Consider the following 20,303-nt stretch of genomic DNA (forward strand, 5'->3'; position numbering starts at 1 on the left):
ACCCCTGCCGTTCCGTTCGACTCATCCGTTCGTCCCTCTCCTCGGCCGCCCGCGCTCACCGCGCCGGCGACGGTCGTTCAGCCCCGTGGAAAGGAGAGTAATGCTCAGGTCGAAGCGGTCGGGGGCGATGGCGGCGATCTGTGGACGACTCGGTGGATCGGGTCGTAGGGAGGAGTGGCGTCTCCCGCGCCGGACCGGGACGGGGCGCGCTGTCCGTGCCACGCTCGTGGGGATCGGAAGGCCGTGGTGACCACCGCACCCCCTCCGCGCCGAACCGCTCGAAGGCCCGCCAGGGCGCCCGCTCGAGGGCCGAGGCGTTCCCGTGGGTGTCGCGGACGAGACGGCCTGAGCGGAGTGCTGCGCGGGCTACCCGATCAACATGAGTGGACCCGCCCCGCGGGTACCTCGGTCAGCATGTGCCGGCCCGCTGGGCGGCCTCTCGACCGGTAGAGCGGCCGCTCAGGCCGGAACGCGCTCGCGGGCGGCGCGGGGCTTCGCGGCCGAAGTGAGCAGCGAGGCGAGGGCGACCAGCACCAGGACGACGGCCATCGCGCCGCGGAGGCCGAAGTGCTCGCCGAGGAAGCCGAGCAGCGGCGGGCCGACGAGGAAGGCGATGTAGCCGGCGGTCGCGACGGCGGCGACGGCGGAGGTCGGGTCCTCGCTCTCGCCCGCGGCGGAGAGGGTGACCGGGAAGCCGAGGGCCGCGCCGAGACCCCAGAGGACCACGGCCGCACCCGCCACGACGGCGTTGTCGGCGAAGACGACGATGCCGATGCCGACCGCCGAGACGAGGGTGCTGGCCAGCAGGACGGTCGCCTTGCCGAACCGGGCCAGCAGCGGGGTGCCGAGGAAGCGGCCGACGGTCATCGCCGCGGCGAAGGCCGTGAACACCACGGTGCCGACGGTGGCGGACACGCCGTGGCCGTCGACCATGAGCAGCGGCAGCCAGTCGGTCGCCGAGCCCTCGGCCAGCGCCAGGGCGAGCACGATCAGCCCGAGCATCAGCACGCGCGGCTGCTGCCAGACGGGCGTCGAGCGGACCTTCTCCCGGGGAGCGCCCTCGACGGCGCGCTCCACCCGGCCGGTCTCGACGGGGATGGAGCGGATGACGGTGACCAGGAGCGCGAGCGCGACCACCGCGACCCCGACGAGCTGCCAGACGACGGGGAAGTCGATCGCCGTCAGGCCGATGCCCGCCACCGCGCCGGTGACGGTGCCGAGACTGTAGAAGCCGTGCAGCGCCGGCAGGACCGAGCGGCCCGTCAGCGTCTCGAGCGCGGCTCCCTCCACGTTGAGCGCGATCTCGGAGATGCCGATCCCGAAGCCGACGAGGGCGAGGCCGGCCGCGACGCCGAACGGCGTCGAGAGCTCGGCGAACACGCCGGTCAGGGCGATGCCGGTGACGAAGGACGCGCCGCCGATGACGACGGTGAAGCGCACTCCCTGCCGGCGCACGACGGTGGCCGAGGAGAGCACTCCGCTCATCGAGCCGACCGAGAGGCCGAGCAGGACGAGGCCCATCTCGGCGGTCGAGGCGGCGAGCAGGTCGCGGACCGCCGGGGTCCGCACGACCCAGGAGGCCATCCCGATGCCGAAGACGAGCATGAAGGCCGAGATGGCCAGGCGGCGCTTCGCGGCGGAGACGGGGCGGGACGGCATGAGGACGACCGTATCGTCCGGGAGTGGACGGCAGGCGCCGCAGGACGATCACGGCGGCCGTCAAGCGCCTCCGCCGGGGAGTGACTCGCGGCTACCGTGCGAGGAGGCCCGCGGCACCACGACGCCCGCCCGCTCGACCACGTCCGGAGGACCCCATGCCCGACCAGTACACCTTCACGAACCCCGCCACGCAGTACCCGAACGTCACGCCGCCGGTGCAGCAGCAGCCCGAGCCCGGCCTCCAGTCGCGGATGACCCCGGTCCCGGACCTCGGCGAGGACAGCTATCGCGGCACCGGCCGCCTGACCGGGCGCCTCGCGCTGATCACGGGAGCCGACTCCGGCATCGGCGCGGCGGTCGCCATCGCCTTCGCCCGCGAGGGTGCGGACATCGCCCTCGCCTACCTCCCCGACGAGGAGGAGGACGCGCAGCACGTCGTCGAGGTGATCCGCGCGGCCGGCCGCACCGCCGTGACGATCCCCGGCGACTTGACCGATGCGCAGTACTGCCGCGACCTGGTCGAGAAGGCAGTCGAGGGGCTCGGCGGGCTCGACACGGTCGTCAACGTCGCCGGCAAGCAGGTCTGGCAGGACGACGTGCTCGAGCTCAGCGACGAGCAGTTCGAGACGACCTTCGCGATCAACGTCTTCGCGCCGTTCCGGATCATCAAGGCCGCGCTCCCGCACCTCCCCGCGGGCTCGACGATCATCAACACCGCCTCGGCCGAGGCGCACACGCCCGCGCCCGACCGCCTCGACTACGCGATGACCAAGGGCGCGATCAACAACCTCTCGAAGGGGCTCGCCCAGCAGCTCGCGGCGAAGGGCATCCGCGTCAACGTCGTCGCGCCGGGACCGACCTGGTCGGTGCTGCAGGTGACGGCGGGCGTCGACCCGGAGAGCCTGCCCGAGTTCGGCTCCAGCGAGTCCCCGATGGGCCGCGCCGCGCAGCCGGCCGAGCAGGCGCCCGCGTACGTCTTCCTCGCGTCGGCGGAGTCGAGCTACGTGGTCGGCGAGACCCTGAACGTCAACGGCGGGATGGTCTCGCCGTAGCTGGTCGCGCCAGGTCGGCGCCCGCCCTCTACCGTGGAGGCATGAGGACGAGGCGATGGCTCCTACCGGCGGCGGGCGTGCTGCTCGTCGTGATCGGGATCGTCGTCGCTGCGACCACTCCGAGCGAGGTGTCGTTCGGCTGGTTCGCGTACGCGCCGCTCTCGGAGACGATGTTCTCGCCCGTCGGCACGAGGGTCGTCACTCCCGGCCTGGCGACCGCCGCCGCGCTGATCGTGCTCGGCCTGCTCGTGCTCGCGTTCTGCGCGGGCTGGCTGCTCGCCCGCCGGCGACCGCGGATCGCGAGTGGGGCATCGGGACAGGGCTCCTGACGCCTCGGTCCGCGCGCCTGCGCTGAGGTGCGGTGACGATGCGGCGCAAGGCGGCGACGGACCTCCGGCTCGCGGAACGCGGTCCGGCTCGCAGAATCGAGCAGATCCCACGAGCCGGAGCTGAGCAGGGAACCCTCCCGCGAACGGACCCGAATCGGGCCCTGCGCGCGAAGCAGAGCCCGATCCCCGTCCACTCGCGCGCCGCTCCGACTGCGAGTGGACGGGGAACGGGGCCCGCGCGGGGGCCGGGGCCCGTTCCGGGTCCGGTCGCGGAGCCGCCCCCGGGAGCCGGCGCGGCACTAGGGTGAGCGCACCCGCCGCCGCTCCGATCCCGGTGCGCCCGGACGGGGCAGCGAGAGGCGGCGCCGTGGTCCCCGACATCAACCCGTGGGCGGTGGCCCTGGCCACCCTGTCGACCATGCTCGTCGGCTCGATCTGGTACACCCCGAAGGTCTTCGGCACGCTCTGGATGCGCCTGACCGGCATCAGCCGAGAGCAGATGAGCAGCCGCAGCGCGGTCGTCCCGATCCTGGTCACCGTCGTGGTCAGCCTGGTGACCGCGCTCGTCCTGGCCGGCTGCGTCGACATCGCGCACGCCTTCTACGGCGGCAGCTGGTTCGCGAACTCGGTGATCACCGGGCTGTTCCTCTTCGCCGGCTTCACCGCCGCGCGGATGATCACCCACGACGCGTTCGAGGGCCGGCCGGCGAAGCTGACGATCCTGAACATCACGCACGAGCTCGTCACGATCCTCGTGATGGCGGTGATCATCGGGCTGCTGCCCGTCTGACGTCGGGCCGGCTCAGTGCCGGTCAGCTCTCGGGCAGCTCGGCGAACGTGCGCTTGGCGCCGTTGTACCGATCCGGAGAGGACCGCGCGGTGAGGGACGCCCCCAGTGTCGCGTCCGGTCACCGCCGCGACAAGAGCGACGGCGGCCGGCCCCCGCGTCAGCGGTCCGCGCGCGCGTCCTCCGGAGCCTCCGACCGCCCCCCGGCGGCCGGCGCCGCCAGGCTCTCGCGGTGCAGGCGCTCCGCCTCCTCTCCGCCGACGGCCTCGCCGCGCGCGACCATGCCGGACTGGTCCGACAGCGGGATCTGCTTGAGCAGCAGCGCGAGCACGAAGGCGATCGCGATGAAGGGCAGGAGGTACCAGAACACCGGCGCCAGCGACTCGGCGTAGGCGCGGACGACGCCGTCGCGGACCTCGTCCGGCAGGGCGTTCAGTGCCTGCGGGTCGAGCGTCGCGGTGGCCGCACCGACGTCGGCGACGCCCGCGTCGGTGAAGACGCCGGTCAGCTTCTCGGCGAGCGAGTTGGTGAAGATCGTGCCGAACACAGCGACGCCGAGCGAGGCGCCCACCTCGCGGAAGTAGTTGTTCGTGCTGGTCGCCGTGCCGATCATCTCGGGGGCGACGGCGTTCTGCACGACCAGGACGATGACCTGCATGATCAGGCCGAGCCCCGCGCCGAAGAAGAAGAGGTAGACGCAGATCAGCGGGATCGGCGTCTCGGCGGTCAGCGTGGTCATCGCCGCCATCGCGAGGCCGGTCAGCAGCGCGCCGACGATCGGGAACGCCTTGTAGCGGCCGGTGCGCGAGATCGCGATGCCCGAGTAGATCGACGTGCCCATCAGGCCCGCCATCATCGGCAGCATCAGCAGGCCCGACGCGGCGGCGGACGTGCCGGACGCCATCTGCAGGAAGGTCGGCACGAACGCGATGGCCGAGAACATGCCGAGGCCGAGCGTGAGGCCGATCGCCGTCGCGTTCACGAAGATCGGGTTGCGGAAGAGGCTCAGCGGGATGATCGGGTCCTCGGCCCGCGACTCCACCCAGATGAAGCCGGCGACCGCGGCGACCAGCCCGGCGCCGAAGGCCCAGGTCTCGAGGGCGCCCCAGCCGTGCGCGGCGTCGCCGCCGAAGTCGGTGAAGAAGATCAGGCAGGTGGTGGCGATCGAGAGCAGCAGGACGCCGGGGACGTCGATCCGCTTGGTCGCGCGCTTGCTCGGGAGCGTCAGCGCGAACCAGGCGATCGCGAAGGCCGCAATGCCGACCGGGATGTTGATGTAGAACGCCCACTGCCAGGTGAGGTGGTCGACGAAGAGGCCGCCGAGCAGCGGACCGGCGACGGCCGAGAGGCCGAAGACCGCGCCGAGCGGACCCATGTACTTGCCGCGCTCGTTGGCGGGCACGATGTCGGCGATGATCGCCTGCGACAGGATCATCAGCCCGCCGCCACCGAGGCCCTGCAGCGCGCGGAAGACGACGAAGGACCAGAAGTCGCCCGCCAGCGCGCAGCCGACCGAGGCCAGGGTGAACAGCGCGATGGCGATCAGGAAGAGCGTGCGGCGGCCGAGGACGTCGCCGAACTTGCCGTAGATCGGCATCACGATCGTGGTCGCGAGCAGGTAGGCGGTGGTGATCCAGGCCTGGTGCTCGACGCCGCCGAGCTGGCCGACGATGGTCGGCATCGCGGTCGAGACGATGGTCTGGTCGAGGCTGGAGAGGAGCATGCCGGCGATGAGCGCGGAGAAGATGATCCAGATCCGGCGCTGCGTAAGCAGGAGCGGAGAGGCGGTGGCGGGGGCGGTCATGGTGTCCTCGGGGTCGGGTGGGGCGTGAGGGAGCGGGAGGCCGGTCGGCGTCGGAGGGGCCGGTCAGCCCAGGAGCAGGCGCGTCACGGCTGCGATGCGCTCCTGCGCGAGGCGCTCGAGCGGAACGGAGCCGTCGGAGTCGAGGTAGGCGCCGGCCGCGCTGCGCACGACGGTGCCGGCGGTCTGCACGGCGAGCAGCACGGACGGGTCGGCGGGGTCGAGCCCTTCGCGCCGCGCGACGAGGTCCGCGACGAGGAGGTCGCGCTGGGTGCCGACGTCGAGCAGGGCCTGCAGGAGCTTCGGCTCGCGATCGGCGACGGCGACGAACTCGCGGACGCTGTCGGCGTTCAGCCCGATCGCGGCGAAGTGCACCGCGCCGAGGGCGACGAGGGCCTCGAGCAGCGAGACGCCGGGGCGGCGGGTCAGGAACTCCGTGACGCTGTCGTCGTCGAGGCCCTCCTCGGGCCGGCCGACGATCGCGTACTCCTTGCTCGGGAAGTAGTTGAAGAAGGTGCGGCGCGAGATGCCGACCTCCTCGCAGAGCTCCTCGACGGTGAAGCCCGAGAAGCCGTGCCGGATCGTCAGCTCGCGGGCGGTGCGCGCCAACTCACTGCGCCGCTCGGCGGCGCGCTGGTCGCGCCGGGTCGCGGTCGCATTTTCTTGCATGCTGTGCATCCTTGCACTCTGCGCCCCGTAGTGCAAGACATGAGCTGCTGCGGTGGTCCGACCCCCGTCCGGGGGACTATCGGGCCCTGGAGCCGAGCTGGAGCGTGCCGGGCGATACCGTCGTCGCTGAGACGGGACGCCGCTTCGGCACGCAGACAGCGGCACGCAGACGACGGCACACAGACAACGGGGGAACGATGTCGCAGCAGACCAGCCGGGACCCGGCGATCGAGGCGGAGGCGCCGAGCGACCGCGACCGGCGCACCGCGGTCATCGAGGCCATGGGCCTGATGGGCTCCGGCCCCGAGGAGCGCTTCGACCGGATCACGCGGATGGCGCAGGAGCTCTTCCGCGTGCCGGTGGCCGAGATCCACATCCTCGACGAGACCACGCTCTTCACGAAGTCGCCGCAGCCCGAGGGGCCGGTCTCCTACCCGCGCGCAGGGACCTTCTGCGACGCGACGCTCGCCAAGCGGAGCACGCTGGTCGTCCCGGATCTGGGCGCCGACGGCGCGTGGGCGCAGCACGTGCACGTGTCCGGCCCGCCGCACGTCCAGTTCTACGCCGGCCGCCCGCTCACGGTGGACGACGGCCTGCAGCTCGGCACGCTCTGCCTGCTCGACTTCGTCCCGCGCGCCCTCACCGCGGAGGAGGAGCTGCTCTTCGAGGAGTTCGGCCAGTGGGTGGAGCGCGAGCTGCGCGACACCGCGGAGTGGGACCGCGCCGCCGACGTGCAGGCCCGCCTCGCTCCCGCCGCCTTCCGCCACCCCGCCGGCTACGACCTCGCGGGGGCGTCGCTGCCCAAGTGGCAGATCTGCGGCGACTTCTACAGCTGGACCGCCACCGAGGCGATCGTCGACCTGACCCTCGTCGACGTGATGGGCAAGGGCACGGGGGCCGCGATCCTCGCCGCGGGCATCCGCGCCGCGTTCCGCGCCCGGGCCGGCGGTGCACCGGACGAGGTGGTCGCGGCGGTCAGCGAGCAGCTGCAGCCGGACTTCTCGGCCACCGAGACCTTCGCCACGCTCTTCCACGGCCGGCTCGACACAGGGACCGGGCGGGTCGACTTCGTCGACGCGGGCCACGGGCTCACCGTCCTGCTCCGCGCCGACGGCACGTTCCACCGTCTCGCCGCCCTCGGGCTCCCCCTCGGCATCACGGAGGACGGCGGCTGGGTCACCCAGACCGTCGATCTGGCGGTCGGCGACTCCCTGGTCTCCTTCACCGACGGGGTGCTCGACCTCTTCGACGGGACGCTGCAGTCGCTCGTCCTCGCAGCCGACCTCGTCCGCACCTCCGAGGGCGCCATCGGCTTCCTCACCGCCCTGACCGCGCTCGCCGGCTCCGGGCGCGCGATCGACGACATCACCGCGCTCCTCGTGACGCGGACGCACGACTCCGCACGCGCCGCCGCGGAGACCGATCAGGAGCAGGCATGACCTTCAGCACCGAGACGATCGCTCCGGGCGTCGCCGTGATCACGGCGGCGGGCCGGCTCAATCTCACCGCGGCACGGGAGCTGCGCACCGAGGTGCGGAGCGCTCTCGACGAGGGCAGCAGCCGCATCGTCGTGGAGCTGAGCGAGGTCTCCTTCATGGACTCGTCCGGGCTCGGCGCGCTCGTCGCCTGCCTCAAGAGCGCCCGCCAGGCCGGCGGCGATCTCCGGATCGCCGCACCGAGCGCCCAGGTCACCATGGTGCTCGAGCTCTCCAACCTCGACCGCGTGCTCGTCGGCTACGACTCGGCCGGCGACGCGTACCGTGACTGAGCGCACCCTCGCCTTCCGGACCCCGCCGGACGACATCGAGCTCGTGCACGACCTGCTCGACTCGCTCTTCACCGAGCGCGTCGACGTCGGCGCCCGCGACCGGATGGAGTTCGAGACGGCGCTCGTCGAGCTCGTGTCGAACGTCATCCAGCACGCCGTCTCGACGACCGCGGTGCTCTGCCGCCTCGTCGTGACCGTCGACGACGACGCGCTCCGGGCCGAGCTGATCGACACCGCCGATCCGCCCGGCGTCGACACCGGCCCGCGGGAGATGCCCGACGCCTTCGCCGAGTCCGGTCGCGGTCTCGCGCTGATCACCGCGCTCGTGACCGTCTTCGACTACGAGCGCACCTCGAGCCGCAATCTGTGGTCGATCAGCAAGGACCGCTCGCCGCAGGCCTGACGCGCACAGTCGCGCGGGCTCAGCGGATCGTGTGCGCCGTGATGACCGCCGCGGCCCGCGCGAGATCCTCGACGACCTCGTCCTCGCCCAGACGCGGCGACGCCCGCAGCACCTCGACGCTGACCGCGTCGTAGCGCTCGTCCACTGCCGCGAGCAGCGCGGTGCCGGAGTCGGTCAGCCGGAGCAGGACGCTGCGCCGGTCCTGCGGGTTCGACACCCGATCGAGGTGGCCGGCCTTGGCCAGGCGGTCCAGCAGCGCGGTGACCGCGCCGGTCGTCAGGGACAGCTCGAGGCCCAGCCACTTCGGCGTCAGGCCGGGCGAGTCGGCGAGCGCCTCCAGCGCGCCCAGCTCCGAGATGCCGATCCCGAGGTCGAGGGCGACCGCGGTGCGCAGGTCGCGCTGCGCGGTCTCGAGCGCCCGCAGCGCCTGCCGGAGGGCGGCGCCGGCGGACTGCGCGCCGCCGTCGGCGGGGGGCGTGTTCTCGGGATCCATGCGGGCCTTCTCGCGGGTCGGAGCAGGCTCCTCGCCGACGGAGCGGCTGTGCCTACAACAGGGGGTATTGGAACGATTGCAAAGTATCTTTGCCATCAAGTAACTTACTCGACAAGCCAGAAAACATCCCCACAGCGAACTGCACGGCAGTTCACCTTCTACCCGATCAGGAGTCCTGTCATGTCGAACCACACCGCAAAGCGCAAGCGCGTCCGTTTCGCCCCCCTCGTCCTCGCCACCAGCGTCGCCGCCGCCGCGCTGCTGTCGGTCTCGATGTCCGGAACCCTCTCCGGCTTCGTCGCCAGCATCACCAACACCAACAACACCGCGGCCTCCGGCTCGCTCGTGATGGAGGAGAAGTCGACCGGCGCCAACCCCGTCACCTGCCTCAGCACCGACGGCGGCTCGGTCAGCACCAACACCGCGACCTGCTCGACCATCAACAAGTTCGGCGGATCGACCACCATGATCCCCGGCCAGACCGTCACCACCGCGATCACGATCAAGAACGCCGGCACCGTCTCGGCCAACACCTTCACCCTCACCCCCGGTGCCAAGTGCGAGCAGACCGCCAACACCGCCGCCGGCACCCTCTCGGGCACCGCGACCGACTTCTGCTCCAAGCTGAACGTCGTCATCACCTCCGGCAGCACCACCGTCTACAGCGGCACCGCCGCCGCGCTCGCCGGCTCGGCCGCCAAGTCGCTCGCCACCGCCCCCGTCACCGCCGGCACCAGCACCCCCTTCACCATCGCCGTCACGCTCGACTCCTCCGCCGGCAACACCTACCAGGGCCTGTCCGGCTCGCTCCCCCTCACCTGGACCTTCGCCAGCTGATCGAGCCTCCCCGGCTCACGCCGACCGAGGCACGCGCCCGATCCATGCCGATCGGGATACGCGCCCGGTCCATGCTGATCGAGTAGCCCGCAGAGCGGGCGTATCGAGATCCACCACCGAAGACCGCTTCCCCCGAAGCACCCGCCCCACCCCGGAAACACCCCGAGAAACACCCCCCGCAACACCCGACACCCGCACCCCGGGGGCCGCCGCCCAGGCGGCCCCCTCCCCGCCGAGGAGGTGGACCGATGACCACGCTGCAGACCCGCCCCGCACCCGCCCTCCCCGGATCCACCGCCTTCCCCACCGGCAGCACCACCCCCACCACCCCCACCACCTCCGGCACCACCCCCGAGCCCCGCTCCCCCCGCACCCGCCTGCGCACCGTCGCGACCTGGACCGTCACGGCCCTCGTCGCCGCCCTGGTCGTCGCCGCCTTCCTCTTCCATGCCTCGGGCGGACGCTGGTTCATCGTCCAGACACCCTCGATGGGCACCGCCGCCCCCGTCGGCACCCTCGTCCTCACCGCCCCGACGCCCCTCGAGGACATCCGGGTCGGCGACGTCGTCAGCTTCCACCCCACCACCACCCCCGACGAGACCTACACCCACCGCGTGGTCGAGCTCGCCGACGACGGCACCCTGGTCACCCGCGGCGACATCAACGGCGCGACCGACCCGTGGGCGACCGGCGCCGAGCAGCTGATCGGGAAGGTCGTCGTCGCGCTCCCCGGCGCCGGCTGGCTCGCGAAGGGCCTCCCGATGCTCCTCGCCGGCACTGTCCTCGTCCTGCTGCTCACCCGCCTGCTCTCCTCCGCCACCCACCGCGCCGCGATGCGGGTGCTCGGGATCTCGCTCGTCGCCTCCTTCACCGTCTTCGTGCTCCGCCCGTTCGTCGGCATCGTCGTCCTCGAGGCGACCGTCGAGGACGGACGGACGGACGCCTCGCTCGTCTCGGTCGGCATGCTGCCGATCCGCGTCACGGCGGTCGGCGGCACGCACGTCGATCTGGTCTCCGGCCAGGTCGGCGGCATCCAGGTGCCGGCCAACGGCGAGGACTTCTACAACGTGTCCTCGGCGCTGCATCTGCCGCTCTGGGGCTGGATCCTCTTCGGCGCCCTCTGCGCCGCCCCCGTGCTCTGGACCGTGCTGGTCGGGCTCCCCGCCGGAGCCGAGCCGGTCGGCGAGCACGGCCGCCGCGCCCGCACCACCGGGACCGAGCCCACCGAGACCGAGCCCACCGGGACCGAGCCCACCGAGACCGCATCCTCCCGGCCCGAGCCCGTCGAGAGCGACCCCGCGCGATGAGCCGCCACCGCCGCACGCGCGCCGCCTCGCCCCGCACCACCCTCGCGGCCCTGCTCGTCGCCGCCCTCTCGGCCGTGCTCTTCCTCGCCCCCGCCACCTCGGGCGCCTACGTCGCCTCCATCCGCAACTCGAACAACACCGTCGGCAGCGCGGCCGCCTTCTTCACCTGCGACTCGGCGCTCGCCGCCGACAAGGGCGACGCGCTGTTCTCCTACACGCTCGCTCAGGCGACCGGAGCGACGACCGCCGTCGACACCGACTCCGGCGCCTACCCCGGCACCTACCGTCCGGCGATGACCAGCTCCGCGACCACCCCGAAGGCCTGCCCGCGCGACGCCGGCGGCTCCTGGCTGCTGAACGGCACGAACGGCTTCCTCAGCACGCCCCTGCTGCTGAACAACCCGACCACCTTCAGCACGGAGATCTGGTTCAAGACCACCGTCGCGGGCGGCAAGCTCTTCAGCTTCAACACCAGCCGCGACACCGCGGGCAGCCAGTACGACCGGCACACCTACATCGGCGCGGACGGCCGCCTCGTCTTCGGCATCTACAACAACGGCGTCCAGTCGATCACCAGCCCGAACGCCGTGAACGACGGAGCCTGGCACCACGTCGTCTCGACGATCTCGCCGACCGCCGGGATGAGCCTCTGGCTCGACGGAGCGAAGGTCGCCGGCAACACCGCTTTCCGCAGCCCGGAGAACAGCAACGGCTACTGGAAGATCGGCTACGACACCCTCGGCGGCTCCTGGACGAACGTCGGCCCGGCCTCCTTCTCCGGCAGCCTGCGCTACGCCTCCGTCTACTCGACCGTGCTCACCGCGACCCAGATCCAGAACCACTACAACGCCGGCCGCTGAGTCCCTGCTCCGCCCCGCTGCGCCCCGCACCGCGCCTGCACCGCCTCGCCCCGCCCCGCCCTGCCTCGCCCTGCCCTGCCCTGCCCCGTCCCCTCCGCACCCGAACGGATCCCGCCATGACCAGCACCCCCGCGCCCGGCCTCTCGCGCCGCTCGCTCACCTCGACCGCCCTCTGGACCGTCCCCGTGATCGCCGTCGCGGCGGGCGCTCCCCTCGCCGCCGCGTCGACCGCGCCCTGCACGAGCGTCACGCAGTTCGCCGCGACGAACGCGAGCGGCAACCCCGCCGTCCTCGGCGCGACCTCCGCCTCCGGGCGCACCTCGACCATCCGCATCACCTCGACCCTCGCCGCCGGCACGGTCGACCTCTCCGGCGGCACGCGCTACAACATGAGTCAGAACGGGTCGGGCTGGGCCGGAAACGCCCCCGGCGGCGTCCCCTCCGAGTACTCCTTCTCCGGCTTCGGCCCGGCGGGCGCCCTCGTGCTCAACCAGCGCCGCGCGGGCGATCTCACCGTCCTCCCGAGCCCCGGATCCGACGCGCAGACGCTGACCTTCGAGTTCCGGGACGCCGACGGCGCGCTCTTCGACCCCGTCGACTTCCAGCTGACGATCTTCGACATCACCTCGAACACCGACGCGAACTCCTGGGTGCCGACCTACTGGGACGCCGTCGGCTTCAGCACCGCTCCGACCTCGATCGCCACCTCGGGCTCCCTCGCCGGCGCCGGCGCCGGCACCCTCGCCGACCCCTTCCGCCGCGCGACCGGGAACGAGTACACGACGGCGGGCGTCACCCGCTCCGACACCTTCCACTTCGGCGTCTTCCCCTCGGGCAGCACCCTGACCTACACCCAGCACGACGGCCGTCAGGGCTGGCACTTCGTCTCGCTCACCGACCTCCGCTTCGGCGCCGACGACTGCTGAAGCGGTCCCGGACGCGTCGCCTGCGACGCTCCACTTCCGAGGCCCACGCGAGAGCGTGGGTCTTCGTCGTCTCCCCGAGCGCTGTCAGGATGAGGGCATGCGCGCTCTCGTCCTCGACTCCGTCCGCGGCGAGCCGGAGGTCCGCGAGGTCCCGGCACCGGTGGCACCGGCCGACGGCGTCGTCGTGCGGGTGCTGGCCACCGGTCTCTGCCGGAGCGACTGGCACGCCTGGGCCGGGCACGACGACATCGCCTTCCCGCACGTCCCGGGGCACGAGCTCGCCGGCGTGATCGCCGAGGTCGGGCCCGAGGTCCGGAACTGGGCGGTCGGCGACCGGGTGACCGTGCCGTTCGTCTGCGGCTGCGGCCGCTGCGAGTGGTGCCTGCAGGGCGACGCGCAGGTCTGCCCGGACCAGGAGCAGCCCGGCTTCACGCACTGGGGCTCGTTCGCCGAGCTCGTCGCGCTGCACGCGGCCGACACCAACCTCGTCGCGATTCCCGAGGGTGTCGACGTCGCCACCGCCGCGAGCCTCGGCTGCCGCTTCGCGACGGCCTACCGCGCGCTGGTCGGCCGGGCGCGGGTGCAGCCCGGCGAGTGGGTGACCGTGATCGGAGCCGGCGGCGTCGGCCTCAGCGCCGTCATGGTCGCGCACGCGCTCGGCGCCCGCGTCATCGCCGTGGACCGGAACGCCGCCGCCCTCGAGGTCGCGGCGAGCGTCGGAGCGGAACACGTCCTCCTCGCCGACGGCAGTGATCTGCCGGCCGCCGTGCACGCGCTCACCGGCGGCGGGAGTCACGTCGCGGTCGACGCCGTCGGCAGCGAGCAGACCTGCGCCGACGCCCTGCTCAGCCTGCGCCGCCGCGGCCGGCACGTGCAGATCGGCCTGCTGCCGCCCGTCGAGGGCCACCCGCGCGTGCCGATGGCGCGCGTGATCGCCTGGGAGCTCGACGTCCTCGGCAGCCATGGGATGGCGGCGCGCGACTACCCCGGCATGCTCCGGCTGATCGAGCAGGGCGTCCTCGCCCCGCAGCGCCTGATCGAGCGGACCATCGGGCTCGAGGAGGCGGCCGTGCTCCTCCCCGTCTTCGACCGCGCGAGCCCGGCGGGCATGACGATCATCGACCCCACTGGTCGCCGGTAACCGCTTTCCGATACGCTGGCCGGATCATGCAGCCCACACGAGACGACCGCCGCCCGCTCTCCGGAGTCCGACCGTGATCCCGCGGATCGGGCTCGTCGGCATCGGCGGCTACGGCGCCTCGCACCTCGGTGCCGTCCTCGCGGCGCACCGCGACGGCCGCGTCCGCCTCATCGGCGTCGCCGATCCGCGGCCGCCGGTCGAGGGGCTGCTCCCCGACGGCGTCGCGCACCACCCCGACGCGACCGGCCTCTTCGCCGCCGGCGGCACCGACATCGTCATCATCAGCACCCCGATCCACACCCACGCCGCGATCGCGCTCGCGGCGATGGACCACGGCAACGACGTCCTGCTGGAGAAGCCGCCCGCCGCCTCGCTCGCCGAGTTCACGGCGATCAGCGAGCGCGCCACGGCCACCGGCGCCCTCGTGCAGGTCGGCTTCCAGAGCCTCGGCTCCTCGGCGATCCCGGCGATCCGCGCGGCCGTCGCCGACGGCGAGATCGGCGACGTCCAGCGCTACGGCGCCTCCGGAGTCTGGGTCCGCGACGACCGCTACTGGTCGCGCTCCCCCTGGGCCGGCCGGCGCACGCTCGACGGCGCGGTCGTCGCCGACGGCGTCCTGACCAACCCCTTCTCGCACGCGACCGCCACCGCCCTCGCGATCGCCGGCGCCGACCGGCTCGAGGACGTCGTCGACGTGCGCCTCGACCTGCGGCGTGCGAACGACATCGAGGCGGACGACACCTCCGTCGCCGTGCTCACCCTGGCCGACGGGCTCCAGGTGACGACCGCGGTCACCCTCTGCGCCGAGCGGCCGGAGGAGCCCTCCGTCGAGATCGTCGGCACCCGCGGGACGATCCGCTTCTACTACACGCTCGACGTCGTGCAGCTGGAGCGGGACGACCTGCCGCCGCGCACCGTCCAGTACGACCGGATCACGCCGTTCGAGGGACTGCTCGCCGCCCGCGAGCTGGGCACGCCCCTGCACGCCGGGATCGAGCGCACCGGCGGCTTCCTCCGCCTGCTAGAGGCGGTGATGGCGGCTCCGTCGCCGCGCTCGCTGCCCGCGGACGCCTGGCGCGAGGTGCAGGACATCGAGGGGCGCCATCGCGTCATCGACGGCGTCGAGCACGCGCTGCAGGAGGCGCTGCGCCGCGAGACGACGTTCGACGCGCTGGGTCTTCCCTGGAGCTGAGACTGTCACTCCTCTGAGAAGAAGAAGCCCGGTCCGCCGCTCACCCTCCAGCGTCGGCGGACCGGGAGTTCAGAGGTGCGCCGACTTCAGGTGCGGCGAGACGGTCCCGCCGAACGACGCGACCACGCGCTCCGCCACCTCGGGGTACGACGTGTCCCAGACCTCCTGGTGGAAGATCTCGACCTCGACGTCGCCGGTGTACCCCGCCTCGACGACCGCGCGGGTCAGCGAGGCGAAGTCGATGACACCCTCTCCCGGGTAGCGGCGGGCGAGCAGCACGTCGGCCGGCAGCGGGGTCGCCCAGTCGCAGACCTGATAGCTCGCGATCCGGCCCTCGGCTCCGGCCCGGGCGATCTGCGCGAGGACCTGCGGGTCCCACCAGAGGTGGAAGGTGTCCACGACGACGCCGACCGCGGCCGCGTCGAACGGCGCGGCGAGATCGAGCGCCTGGCCGAGCGTCGAGACGACGGCGCGGTCGGACGCGTACATCGGGTGCAGCGGCTCGATGGCGAGCTGCACGCCCGCCGCCGCGGCGTCGTCCGTGAGCTCGGCCAGCGCCTCCTGCACGCGGGCGCGAGCGCCGATCACATCGCGCGAGCCGGTCGGCAGCCCGCCGGCGACGAGCACGAGCGCGGGTGCGCCGAGCGCGGCGGTCTCCTCGATCGCGCGGCGGTTCTCGTCGATCGCCGCCCGCCGCTCCGGCCCTTCGGGCGCCGTGAAGAAGCCGCCGCGGCAGAGGGAGGAGACGCGCAGCCCCGAGTCGGCGACGAGGCGCACGGCCTCCGCCAGCCCGACCTCGGCGACCGGCTCGCGCCAGAGGCCGATCGCGGACATGCCCGCGCCGGCCGTGGTGTCGAGCGCCTCGGCGAGCGAGGCGCGCTTGATGGTGGCCTGGTTGAGCGAGAGGCGCGGGTCGGCGCTCACGCGTGCACCGCCTCGACCAGGTGCAGCGCCTCGACGCCGCGGGTCACCTCGACGCCGTTCAGCGCGAGCAGCCCGGTCCAGCGGTCGGCCGCGAGCTCCGGCCGCTCCAGCGCGCCGGACGCGTTCGCGAGCCGGACGATCTCGGACAGGTGCGGCAGCGAGCGCGCGGAGTGCAGACCGCCCACCATCGAGAAGGCCGGCTGGTGGCCGTTCAGCCAGGAGAGGAAGGCGACGCCGGTCTTGTAGTACTGCGTCGGCGCGGCGAAGACCTGGCGCGAGAGCGCCTCGGTCGGGGCCAGCACGCGGCGGTACTCGGCGACGTCGCCGGCGTCCAGCGCCTGGATCGCGGCGGAGGCGCTCGGCGCCAGCGCGGCGAAGGCGCCGAGCAGGGCGTCCGACCAGCGCGGCGTGCCGTCGGCGTCCGGAGCGCCCTCGATGAGGCCGACGTAGTTGAAGTCGTCGCCCGTGAAGAGGGTCGCGCCCTCGGGCAGCCGCGAGCGCAGCGCGATCTCGGCATCCGCGTCCAGGAGCGACATCTTGATGCCGCGCACCGAGTCGAGGTTGTCCTCGATGATCCGCCGCACGACCGGGAACGCGTCCACCGGGTCGGCCGCGCCGAAGTAGCCCTCGAGCACGCTGTCGAACGCAGTGCCGAGCCAGTGCAGGACGACCGGCTTCGTGGCGCGCGCGAGCACGGCGGCGTAGACGCTCTCGTAGTCGGCGGCCGACTCCGCGGCGCGGGCGAGGTGGCGGCTGGCCATCAGCACGACCTCCGCCCCCGCGTCCTCGGCGAAGGCGAGCTGCTCGACGTAGGCGTCGATGACGGTGGCGAGCGGAACCACGTCGTCGGTGAGCTGGTCGGTGTTGATCCCGACCACGAGCGCCCCGCCGACCGAGGCGGCCTCGGCCGCGCTGCGGCGGATCAGCTCCTGCGTCGCCGTCCAGTCCAGGCCCATGTTGCGCTGCGCGGTGTCCATCGCGTCGGCGACGCCGAGGCCCCAGGACCAGACGTGGTGGCGGAAGCCGAGCGTGGCGTCCCAGTCGATCTGGGCCGGGTGGCCGGGACGGTTCTCGCCGTGCACGAGCGGCACGACGTGCGCGGCGGCGTAGGCGGTGCGCGAGCGCAGCGGCGCGGTCGGCCTCGTGTGCGCGGGCGCGGGCAGCAGCTCGATCGAGCGGGTCACGCCGTCGGCGCCGAGGAGGGTCAGCCCGGTCACTGGACGGCGCCCGCCTGCGCGAGCGCCTCGGCGTCCGCAGCGGCGTCGAGGGCGGCGACGTCGATCCGGCGCCCGTCGCGCGAGGACTCCAGGCCGAGCTCGGCCAGGCGCACGCCGCGGGCTCCGGCGAAGAAGTCGTACTCGTGCGGAGCGTCCTCGACCACGTGGCGGATGAACTGCTCCCACTGGGTCTTGAAGCCGTTCTCGAACACGTCGTTGACGGGCAGCTCCTGCCAGTCCTCGGCGTAGTCGTGGGTCTCGGGCAGGTCCGGGTTCCACGTGGGCTTGGGCGTGGCGACGCGCGGCTGGATCTTGGCGCCGAACAGGCCGACGACGGCCGAGCCGAGGGTGCCGTCGACCTGGAACTCGACGAGCTCCTTGCGGTCGACGCGCACCGCCCAGGAGGAGTTGAGCTGGGCGGTGATGCCGCCGGCGAGGTCGAAGATCGCGTAGGCGGCGTCGTCGGCCGTCGCCGTGTATGGCGCGCCGTTCTCGTCGACGCGGGTCTCGATGTGGGTGGTCGCCTTGGCGTAGACGCCCTCGATCGGTCCGAAGAGGTTCTCGAGCACGTAGTTCCAGTGCGGGAACATGTCGACGATGATGCCGCCGCCGTCCTCGCTGCGGTAGTTCCAGCTCGGGCGCTGGGCGGCCTGCCAGTCGCCCTCGAAGACCCAGTAGCCGAACTCGCCGCGCACGCTGAGGATGCGGCCGAAGAAGCCGGAGTCGATCAGGCGCTTGAGCTTCTGGAGGCCCGGCAGGTAGAGCTTGTCGTGCACGACGCCGTTCTTGATGCCGGCCTCCTTGGCCAGCTCGGCGATCTCGAGCGCCTCGGCGTAGGACTCCGCGGTGGGCTTCTCGGTGTAGATGTGCTTGCCCGCGGCGATCGCCTTCTTGATCGCGGGGACGCGCGCCTTCGTCACGAGGAAGTCGGCGTACACCTGCCACTTCGGGTCGGCGAGCGCGGCGTCGAGGTCCGTCGTCCAGTTCGTCAGGCCGTGCTTGCCGGCCAGCTCGGCGAGCTTCGCCTCGGAGCGGCCGACCAGCAGCGGCTCGACCTGCACGCGGGTGCCGTCGGAGAGCAGCACGCCGCCCTGCTCGCGGATCGCCAGGATCGAGCGGACGAGGTGCTGGCGGTAGCCCATCCGGCCGGAGGCGCCGTTCAGGATGATCCCGAGGGTGGGGGTGGTCGGCTCTGACACGGTGCGCCTTTCGGAGGAGGGGAAGCGTTTTCCTGATGCTAGCCGCGGAGCGGGCCTGTGGGCAAGCGCTTTCCCATCCAGGGGAGGAACGGTGGTGGGCGGGTCTCGATACGCGCTGCGCGCTACTCGACCAGCATGTGCGCGCGTCCACGCCGAAGCGCCTCGCGCGCACTGCATGCTGATCGAGTAGCCCGCGGAGCGGGCGTATCGAGATCCCCCCACCGTCAGAACGGTGCGGGCACGTTGTCGAAGCGCGGCCCCGGCGGCCGTTCCGGCGGCCGCCCGGGCAGTGGGGGTGGTCGGTCGCTGATCCGCCGTCCGGTCGGGCTCGTCCACTCGAGCGTCCCGTGGTCGTCGACCCGGTCGTAGCTCCACTGCTCCCCGTGCCGGACGTGGTGGTGGCTCGTGCAGAGCATGACGAGGTTCTCGAGAGACGTTTCACCGCCGTTGCGCCACTCGAGGGTGTGGTCGGCCTCGCTGGTCGAGGCAGTCCGGGTGCAACCGGGGAAGCGGCAGGTCTGATCCCGCAGCTGGAGGTGCAGGCGCATCTGCGCGGGCGGGACGCGCCAGGTGCGGCCGACCGAGACGACTGCCCCGGTGTCGGAGTCGGTGAGCACCCGGGTGAAGGACGCAGCCGTGCGGATCAGCTCGCGCGCGATCGCCGCGGGCACCGGGCCGTAGCCGTCGAGGTCCGCAGGGGCGTCATCGAGACCGACGGCGGTGGACGCCGCGAGGGTGAGCCGCACCTCCGCGCGGACGCCGGGGACGAACGTCGGGTCGGGCCGGTGCTCGCCGTTCGGCGTGGTGCCGGCGATGTCCCCGTCGCAGAGCAGATCCATCGCCGCGTCGGCACTCAGCTGCTGGAGCGTCCGGGGATCGCCCTCGTCGCGGAGAGTGCGGGCGATGCGGCGCAGGCGGTCGTGGGCGCCGGAGACGGCAGGCGCCGACCCGTACACACAGAGCGTCGCCATCCCGTCGACGTCCGGGGTCACCCACACGGCGCGGTCCTCGCGGGCGCGGGCGTGCCGCGCGGCGAGAGGATCCTCGTGCAGCTCCTCCCGCCAGCGGCTGAGGGCTCGGCGCAGCTGCGTCGTCGTCATCGTGAGAGCCCCGTCCGCTGCGCGCTCGTCGAGTGCGGAGCGGGAGGCTTCCGGGAGGCTGCTCGCGGTCCTGCAGATCGCTTCGCAGGCATCCCAGAGGATCCGGCCGTCGCGCAGCAGTGCGCGGGTGAGCGGCAGGTGCTCCATCAGCAGCTGGGCGGTCTCGAGGCGGCGGGAGACCTCCTGCTCGGACAGGCCGATCGCGGCCGCCATCTCGGCTCGGACCGAGCGCTCGACGAGGTCGCGGGTCTCGCTCCGGGTCGCGCCGCGGGCGAACGCCTGCGGGACGGTGAGCGCGACGCGGTAGCCGCGGTGCAGTCGCTCCGCCGCCCTCAGGCGCGTCGGCGAGGCGGCGCGCTCGGCTGCGGCGGAATCGTCGAAGCAGTCGCGCACCTCCGCGAGTGCCGCTGCCGTCTCATCCTCTGTCATACGCGTATTCAAGCAGGGACCACCGACACCGGAGCGGGGATGCGGGCCGATCGGGGACAGCGTGCTCAGAGTGCGGGCTGGGGAGGAGACTCGCTCCCGGATGTCCGGCGGTGGTGGGTCTCGATACGCCGCCGAAGGCGGCTACTCGACCAGCATGCAGGGCCGCCGGAGGCGGCTGCTCCACCAGCATGCGGAGCCCTGAGGACCACT

At 72.8% G+C, this 20,303-nt stretch carries 20 protein-coding genes; 12 read left to right on the forward strand and 8 right to left on the reverse strand.

Going from position 1 to position 20,303, the window contains the following annotated elements; all coding sequences use genetic code 11:
* Positions 1–459 precede the first annotated feature (459 nt).
* Positions 460–1,659 carry an MFS transporter gene (locus tag GTU73_RS16905; RefSeq protein ID WP_160090807.1) on the reverse strand — a complete coding sequence of 400 codons (1,200 nt, stop codon included), beginning with the start codon at positions 1,657–1,659 and terminating at the stop codon, positions 460–462.
* Between the two features lie 155 nt (positions 1,660–1,814).
* Here GTU73_RS16905 and GTU73_RS16910 point away from each other — a divergent pair, with 155 nt between their 5' ends.
* The 3 genes from GTU73_RS16910 (at position 1,815) to GTU73_RS16920 (ending at position 3,830) form a co-directional block, all read left to right on the forward strand.
* Positions 1,815–2,711, forward strand: coding sequence for an SDR family oxidoreductase (locus GTU73_RS16910; protein ID WP_160090808.1), 897 nt, complete (start codon positions 1,815–1,817; stop codon positions 2,709–2,711).
* 41 nt (positions 2,712–2,752) lie between these two features.
* The gene (locus GTU73_RS16915; protein WP_160090809.1) at positions 2,753–3,040 is read left to right on the forward strand and encodes a hypothetical protein; all 288 of its coding nucleotides are present in this window, start codon (positions 2,753–2,755) and stop codon (positions 3,038–3,040) included.
* A gap of 367 nt (positions 3,041–3,407) precedes the next feature.
* Complete coding sequence (locus GTU73_RS16920; RefSeq protein ID WP_160090810.1) at positions 3,408–3,830, forward strand: DUF1761 domain-containing protein; 423 nt, start codon at positions 3,408–3,410, stop codon at positions 3,828–3,830.
* Positions 3,831–3,987: 157 nt separating this feature from the next.
* Here GTU73_RS16920 and GTU73_RS16925 read toward each other — a convergent pair whose 3' ends face one another.
* Together GTU73_RS16925 and GTU73_RS16930 are read right to left on the reverse strand one after the other, a co-directional pair.
* Entirely contained in the window at positions 3,988–5,631 is a 1,644-nt protein-coding gene (locus tag GTU73_RS16925) for an MDR family MFS transporter (RefSeq protein WP_160090811.1), read from the reverse strand.
* A 63-nt stretch (positions 5,632–5,694) separates the two neighbouring features.
* Positions 5,695–6,297 (reverse strand): TetR family transcriptional regulator, encoded by a 603-nt coding sequence (locus GTU73_RS16930; RefSeq protein WP_160090812.1) that lies wholly within the window; start codon positions 6,295–6,297, stop codon positions 5,695–5,697.
* A gap of 197 nt (positions 6,298–6,494) precedes the next feature.
* On the opposite strand from GTU73_RS16930, the gene GTU73_RS16935 reads away from it, so the two are divergent.
* The 3 genes from GTU73_RS16935 to GTU73_RS16945 are packed head-to-tail and all read left to right on the forward strand — an operon-like array spanning position 6,495 to position 8,468.
* A complete protein-coding gene (locus tag GTU73_RS16935) occupies positions 6,495–7,736 on the forward strand; it encodes a GAF domain-containing SpoIIE family protein phosphatase (RefSeq protein ID WP_160090813.1) in 1,242 nt (413 codons plus the stop codon).
* Positions 7,733–8,065, forward strand: coding sequence for an STAS domain-containing protein (locus GTU73_RS16940; protein ID WP_160090814.1), 333 nt, complete (start codon positions 7,733–7,735; stop codon positions 8,063–8,065). Before GTU73_RS16935 ends, GTU73_RS16940 begins: the two co-directional genes overlap by 4 nt.
* The gene (locus tag GTU73_RS16945) at positions 8,058–8,468 is read left to right on the forward strand and encodes an ATP-binding protein (RefSeq protein WP_160090815.1); all 411 of its coding nucleotides are present in this window, start codon (positions 8,058–8,060) and stop codon (positions 8,466–8,468) included. Before GTU73_RS16940 ends, GTU73_RS16945 begins: the two co-directional genes overlap by 8 nt.
* Positions 8,469–8,487: 19 nt before the next feature.
* On the opposite strand, the gene GTU73_RS16950 is transcribed toward GTU73_RS16945, so the two are convergent.
* The gene (locus GTU73_RS16950) at positions 8,488–8,961 is read right to left on the reverse strand and encodes a MarR family transcriptional regulator (RefSeq protein WP_160090816.1); all 474 of its coding nucleotides are present in this window, start codon (positions 8,959–8,961) and stop codon (positions 8,488–8,490) included.
* A gap of 180 nt (positions 8,962–9,141) precedes the next feature.
* Here GTU73_RS16950 and GTU73_RS16955 point away from each other — a divergent pair, with 180 nt between their 5' ends.
* The 6 genes from GTU73_RS16955 to GTU73_RS16980 all read left to right on the forward strand — a co-directional run bounded on the left by GTU73_RS16955 (position 9,142) and on the right by GTU73_RS16980 (position 15,224).
* Positions 9,142–9,798, forward strand: coding sequence for a hypothetical protein (locus GTU73_RS16955; protein ID WP_160090817.1), 657 nt, complete (start codon positions 9,142–9,144; stop codon positions 9,796–9,798).
* 248 nt (positions 9,799–10,046) lie between these two features.
* A complete protein-coding gene (locus GTU73_RS19535) occupies positions 10,047–11,105 on the forward strand; it encodes a signal peptidase I (protein ID WP_160090818.1) in 1,059 nt (352 codons plus the stop codon).
* Positions 11,102–11,965 carry a LamG domain-containing protein gene (locus GTU73_RS16965; protein WP_160090819.1) on the forward strand — a complete coding sequence of 288 codons (864 nt, stop codon included), beginning with the start codon at positions 11,102–11,104 and terminating at the stop codon, positions 11,963–11,965. Before GTU73_RS19535 ends, GTU73_RS16965 begins: the two co-directional genes overlap by 4 nt.
* A gap of 116 nt (positions 11,966–12,081) precedes the next feature.
* The gene (locus GTU73_RS16970; RefSeq protein WP_160090820.1) at positions 12,082–12,891 is read left to right on the forward strand and encodes a hypothetical protein; all 810 of its coding nucleotides are present in this window, start codon (positions 12,082–12,084) and stop codon (positions 12,889–12,891) included.
* Positions 12,892–12,988: 97 nt separating this feature from the next.
* Positions 12,989–14,032 carry a zinc-dependent alcohol dehydrogenase family protein gene (locus tag GTU73_RS16975; protein ID WP_160090821.1) on the forward strand — a complete coding sequence of 348 codons (1,044 nt, stop codon included), beginning with the start codon at positions 12,989–12,991 and terminating at the stop codon, positions 14,030–14,032.
* Positions 14,033–14,105: 73 nt separating this feature from the next.
* Positions 14,106–15,224 carry a Gfo/Idh/MocA family oxidoreductase gene (locus tag GTU73_RS16980; protein WP_160090822.1) on the forward strand — a complete coding sequence of 373 codons (1,119 nt, stop codon included), beginning with the start codon at positions 14,106–14,108 and terminating at the stop codon, positions 15,222–15,224.
* Positions 15,225–15,293: 69 nt separating this feature from the next.
* On the opposite strand, the gene GTU73_RS16985 is transcribed toward GTU73_RS16980, so the two are convergent.
* The 4 genes from GTU73_RS16985 to GTU73_RS17000 all read right to left on the reverse strand — a co-directional run bounded on the left by GTU73_RS16985 (position 15,294) and on the right by GTU73_RS17000 (position 20,093).
* Complete coding sequence (locus tag GTU73_RS16985) at positions 15,294–16,148, reverse strand: sugar phosphate isomerase/epimerase family protein (RefSeq protein ID WP_160090823.1); 855 nt, start codon at positions 16,146–16,148, stop codon at positions 15,294–15,296.
* Positions 16,145–17,365, reverse strand: coding sequence for a DUF993 family protein (locus GTU73_RS16990; RefSeq protein WP_160090824.1), 1,221 nt, complete (start codon positions 17,363–17,365; stop codon positions 16,145–16,147). Before GTU73_RS16990 ends, GTU73_RS16985 begins: the two co-directional genes overlap by 4 nt.
* Positions 17,362–18,507, reverse strand: coding sequence for a Gfo/Idh/MocA family oxidoreductase (locus GTU73_RS16995; RefSeq protein ID WP_160091451.1), 1,146 nt, complete (start codon positions 18,505–18,507; stop codon positions 17,362–17,364). Before GTU73_RS16995 ends, GTU73_RS16990 begins: the two co-directional genes overlap by 4 nt.
* 281 nt (positions 18,508–18,788) lie before the next feature.
* Positions 18,789–20,093 (reverse strand): HNH endonuclease signature motif containing protein, encoded by a 1,305-nt coding sequence (locus GTU73_RS17000; protein WP_160090825.1) that lies wholly within the window; start codon positions 20,091–20,093, stop codon positions 18,789–18,791.
* Positions 20,094–20,303 lie beyond the last annotated feature (210 nt).

The sequence above is a fragment of the Rathayibacter sp. VKM Ac-2804 genome, assembly GCF_009866655.1.
Taxonomy (GTDB): domain Bacteria; phylum Actinomycetota; class Actinomycetes; order Actinomycetales; family Microbacteriaceae; genus Rathayibacter.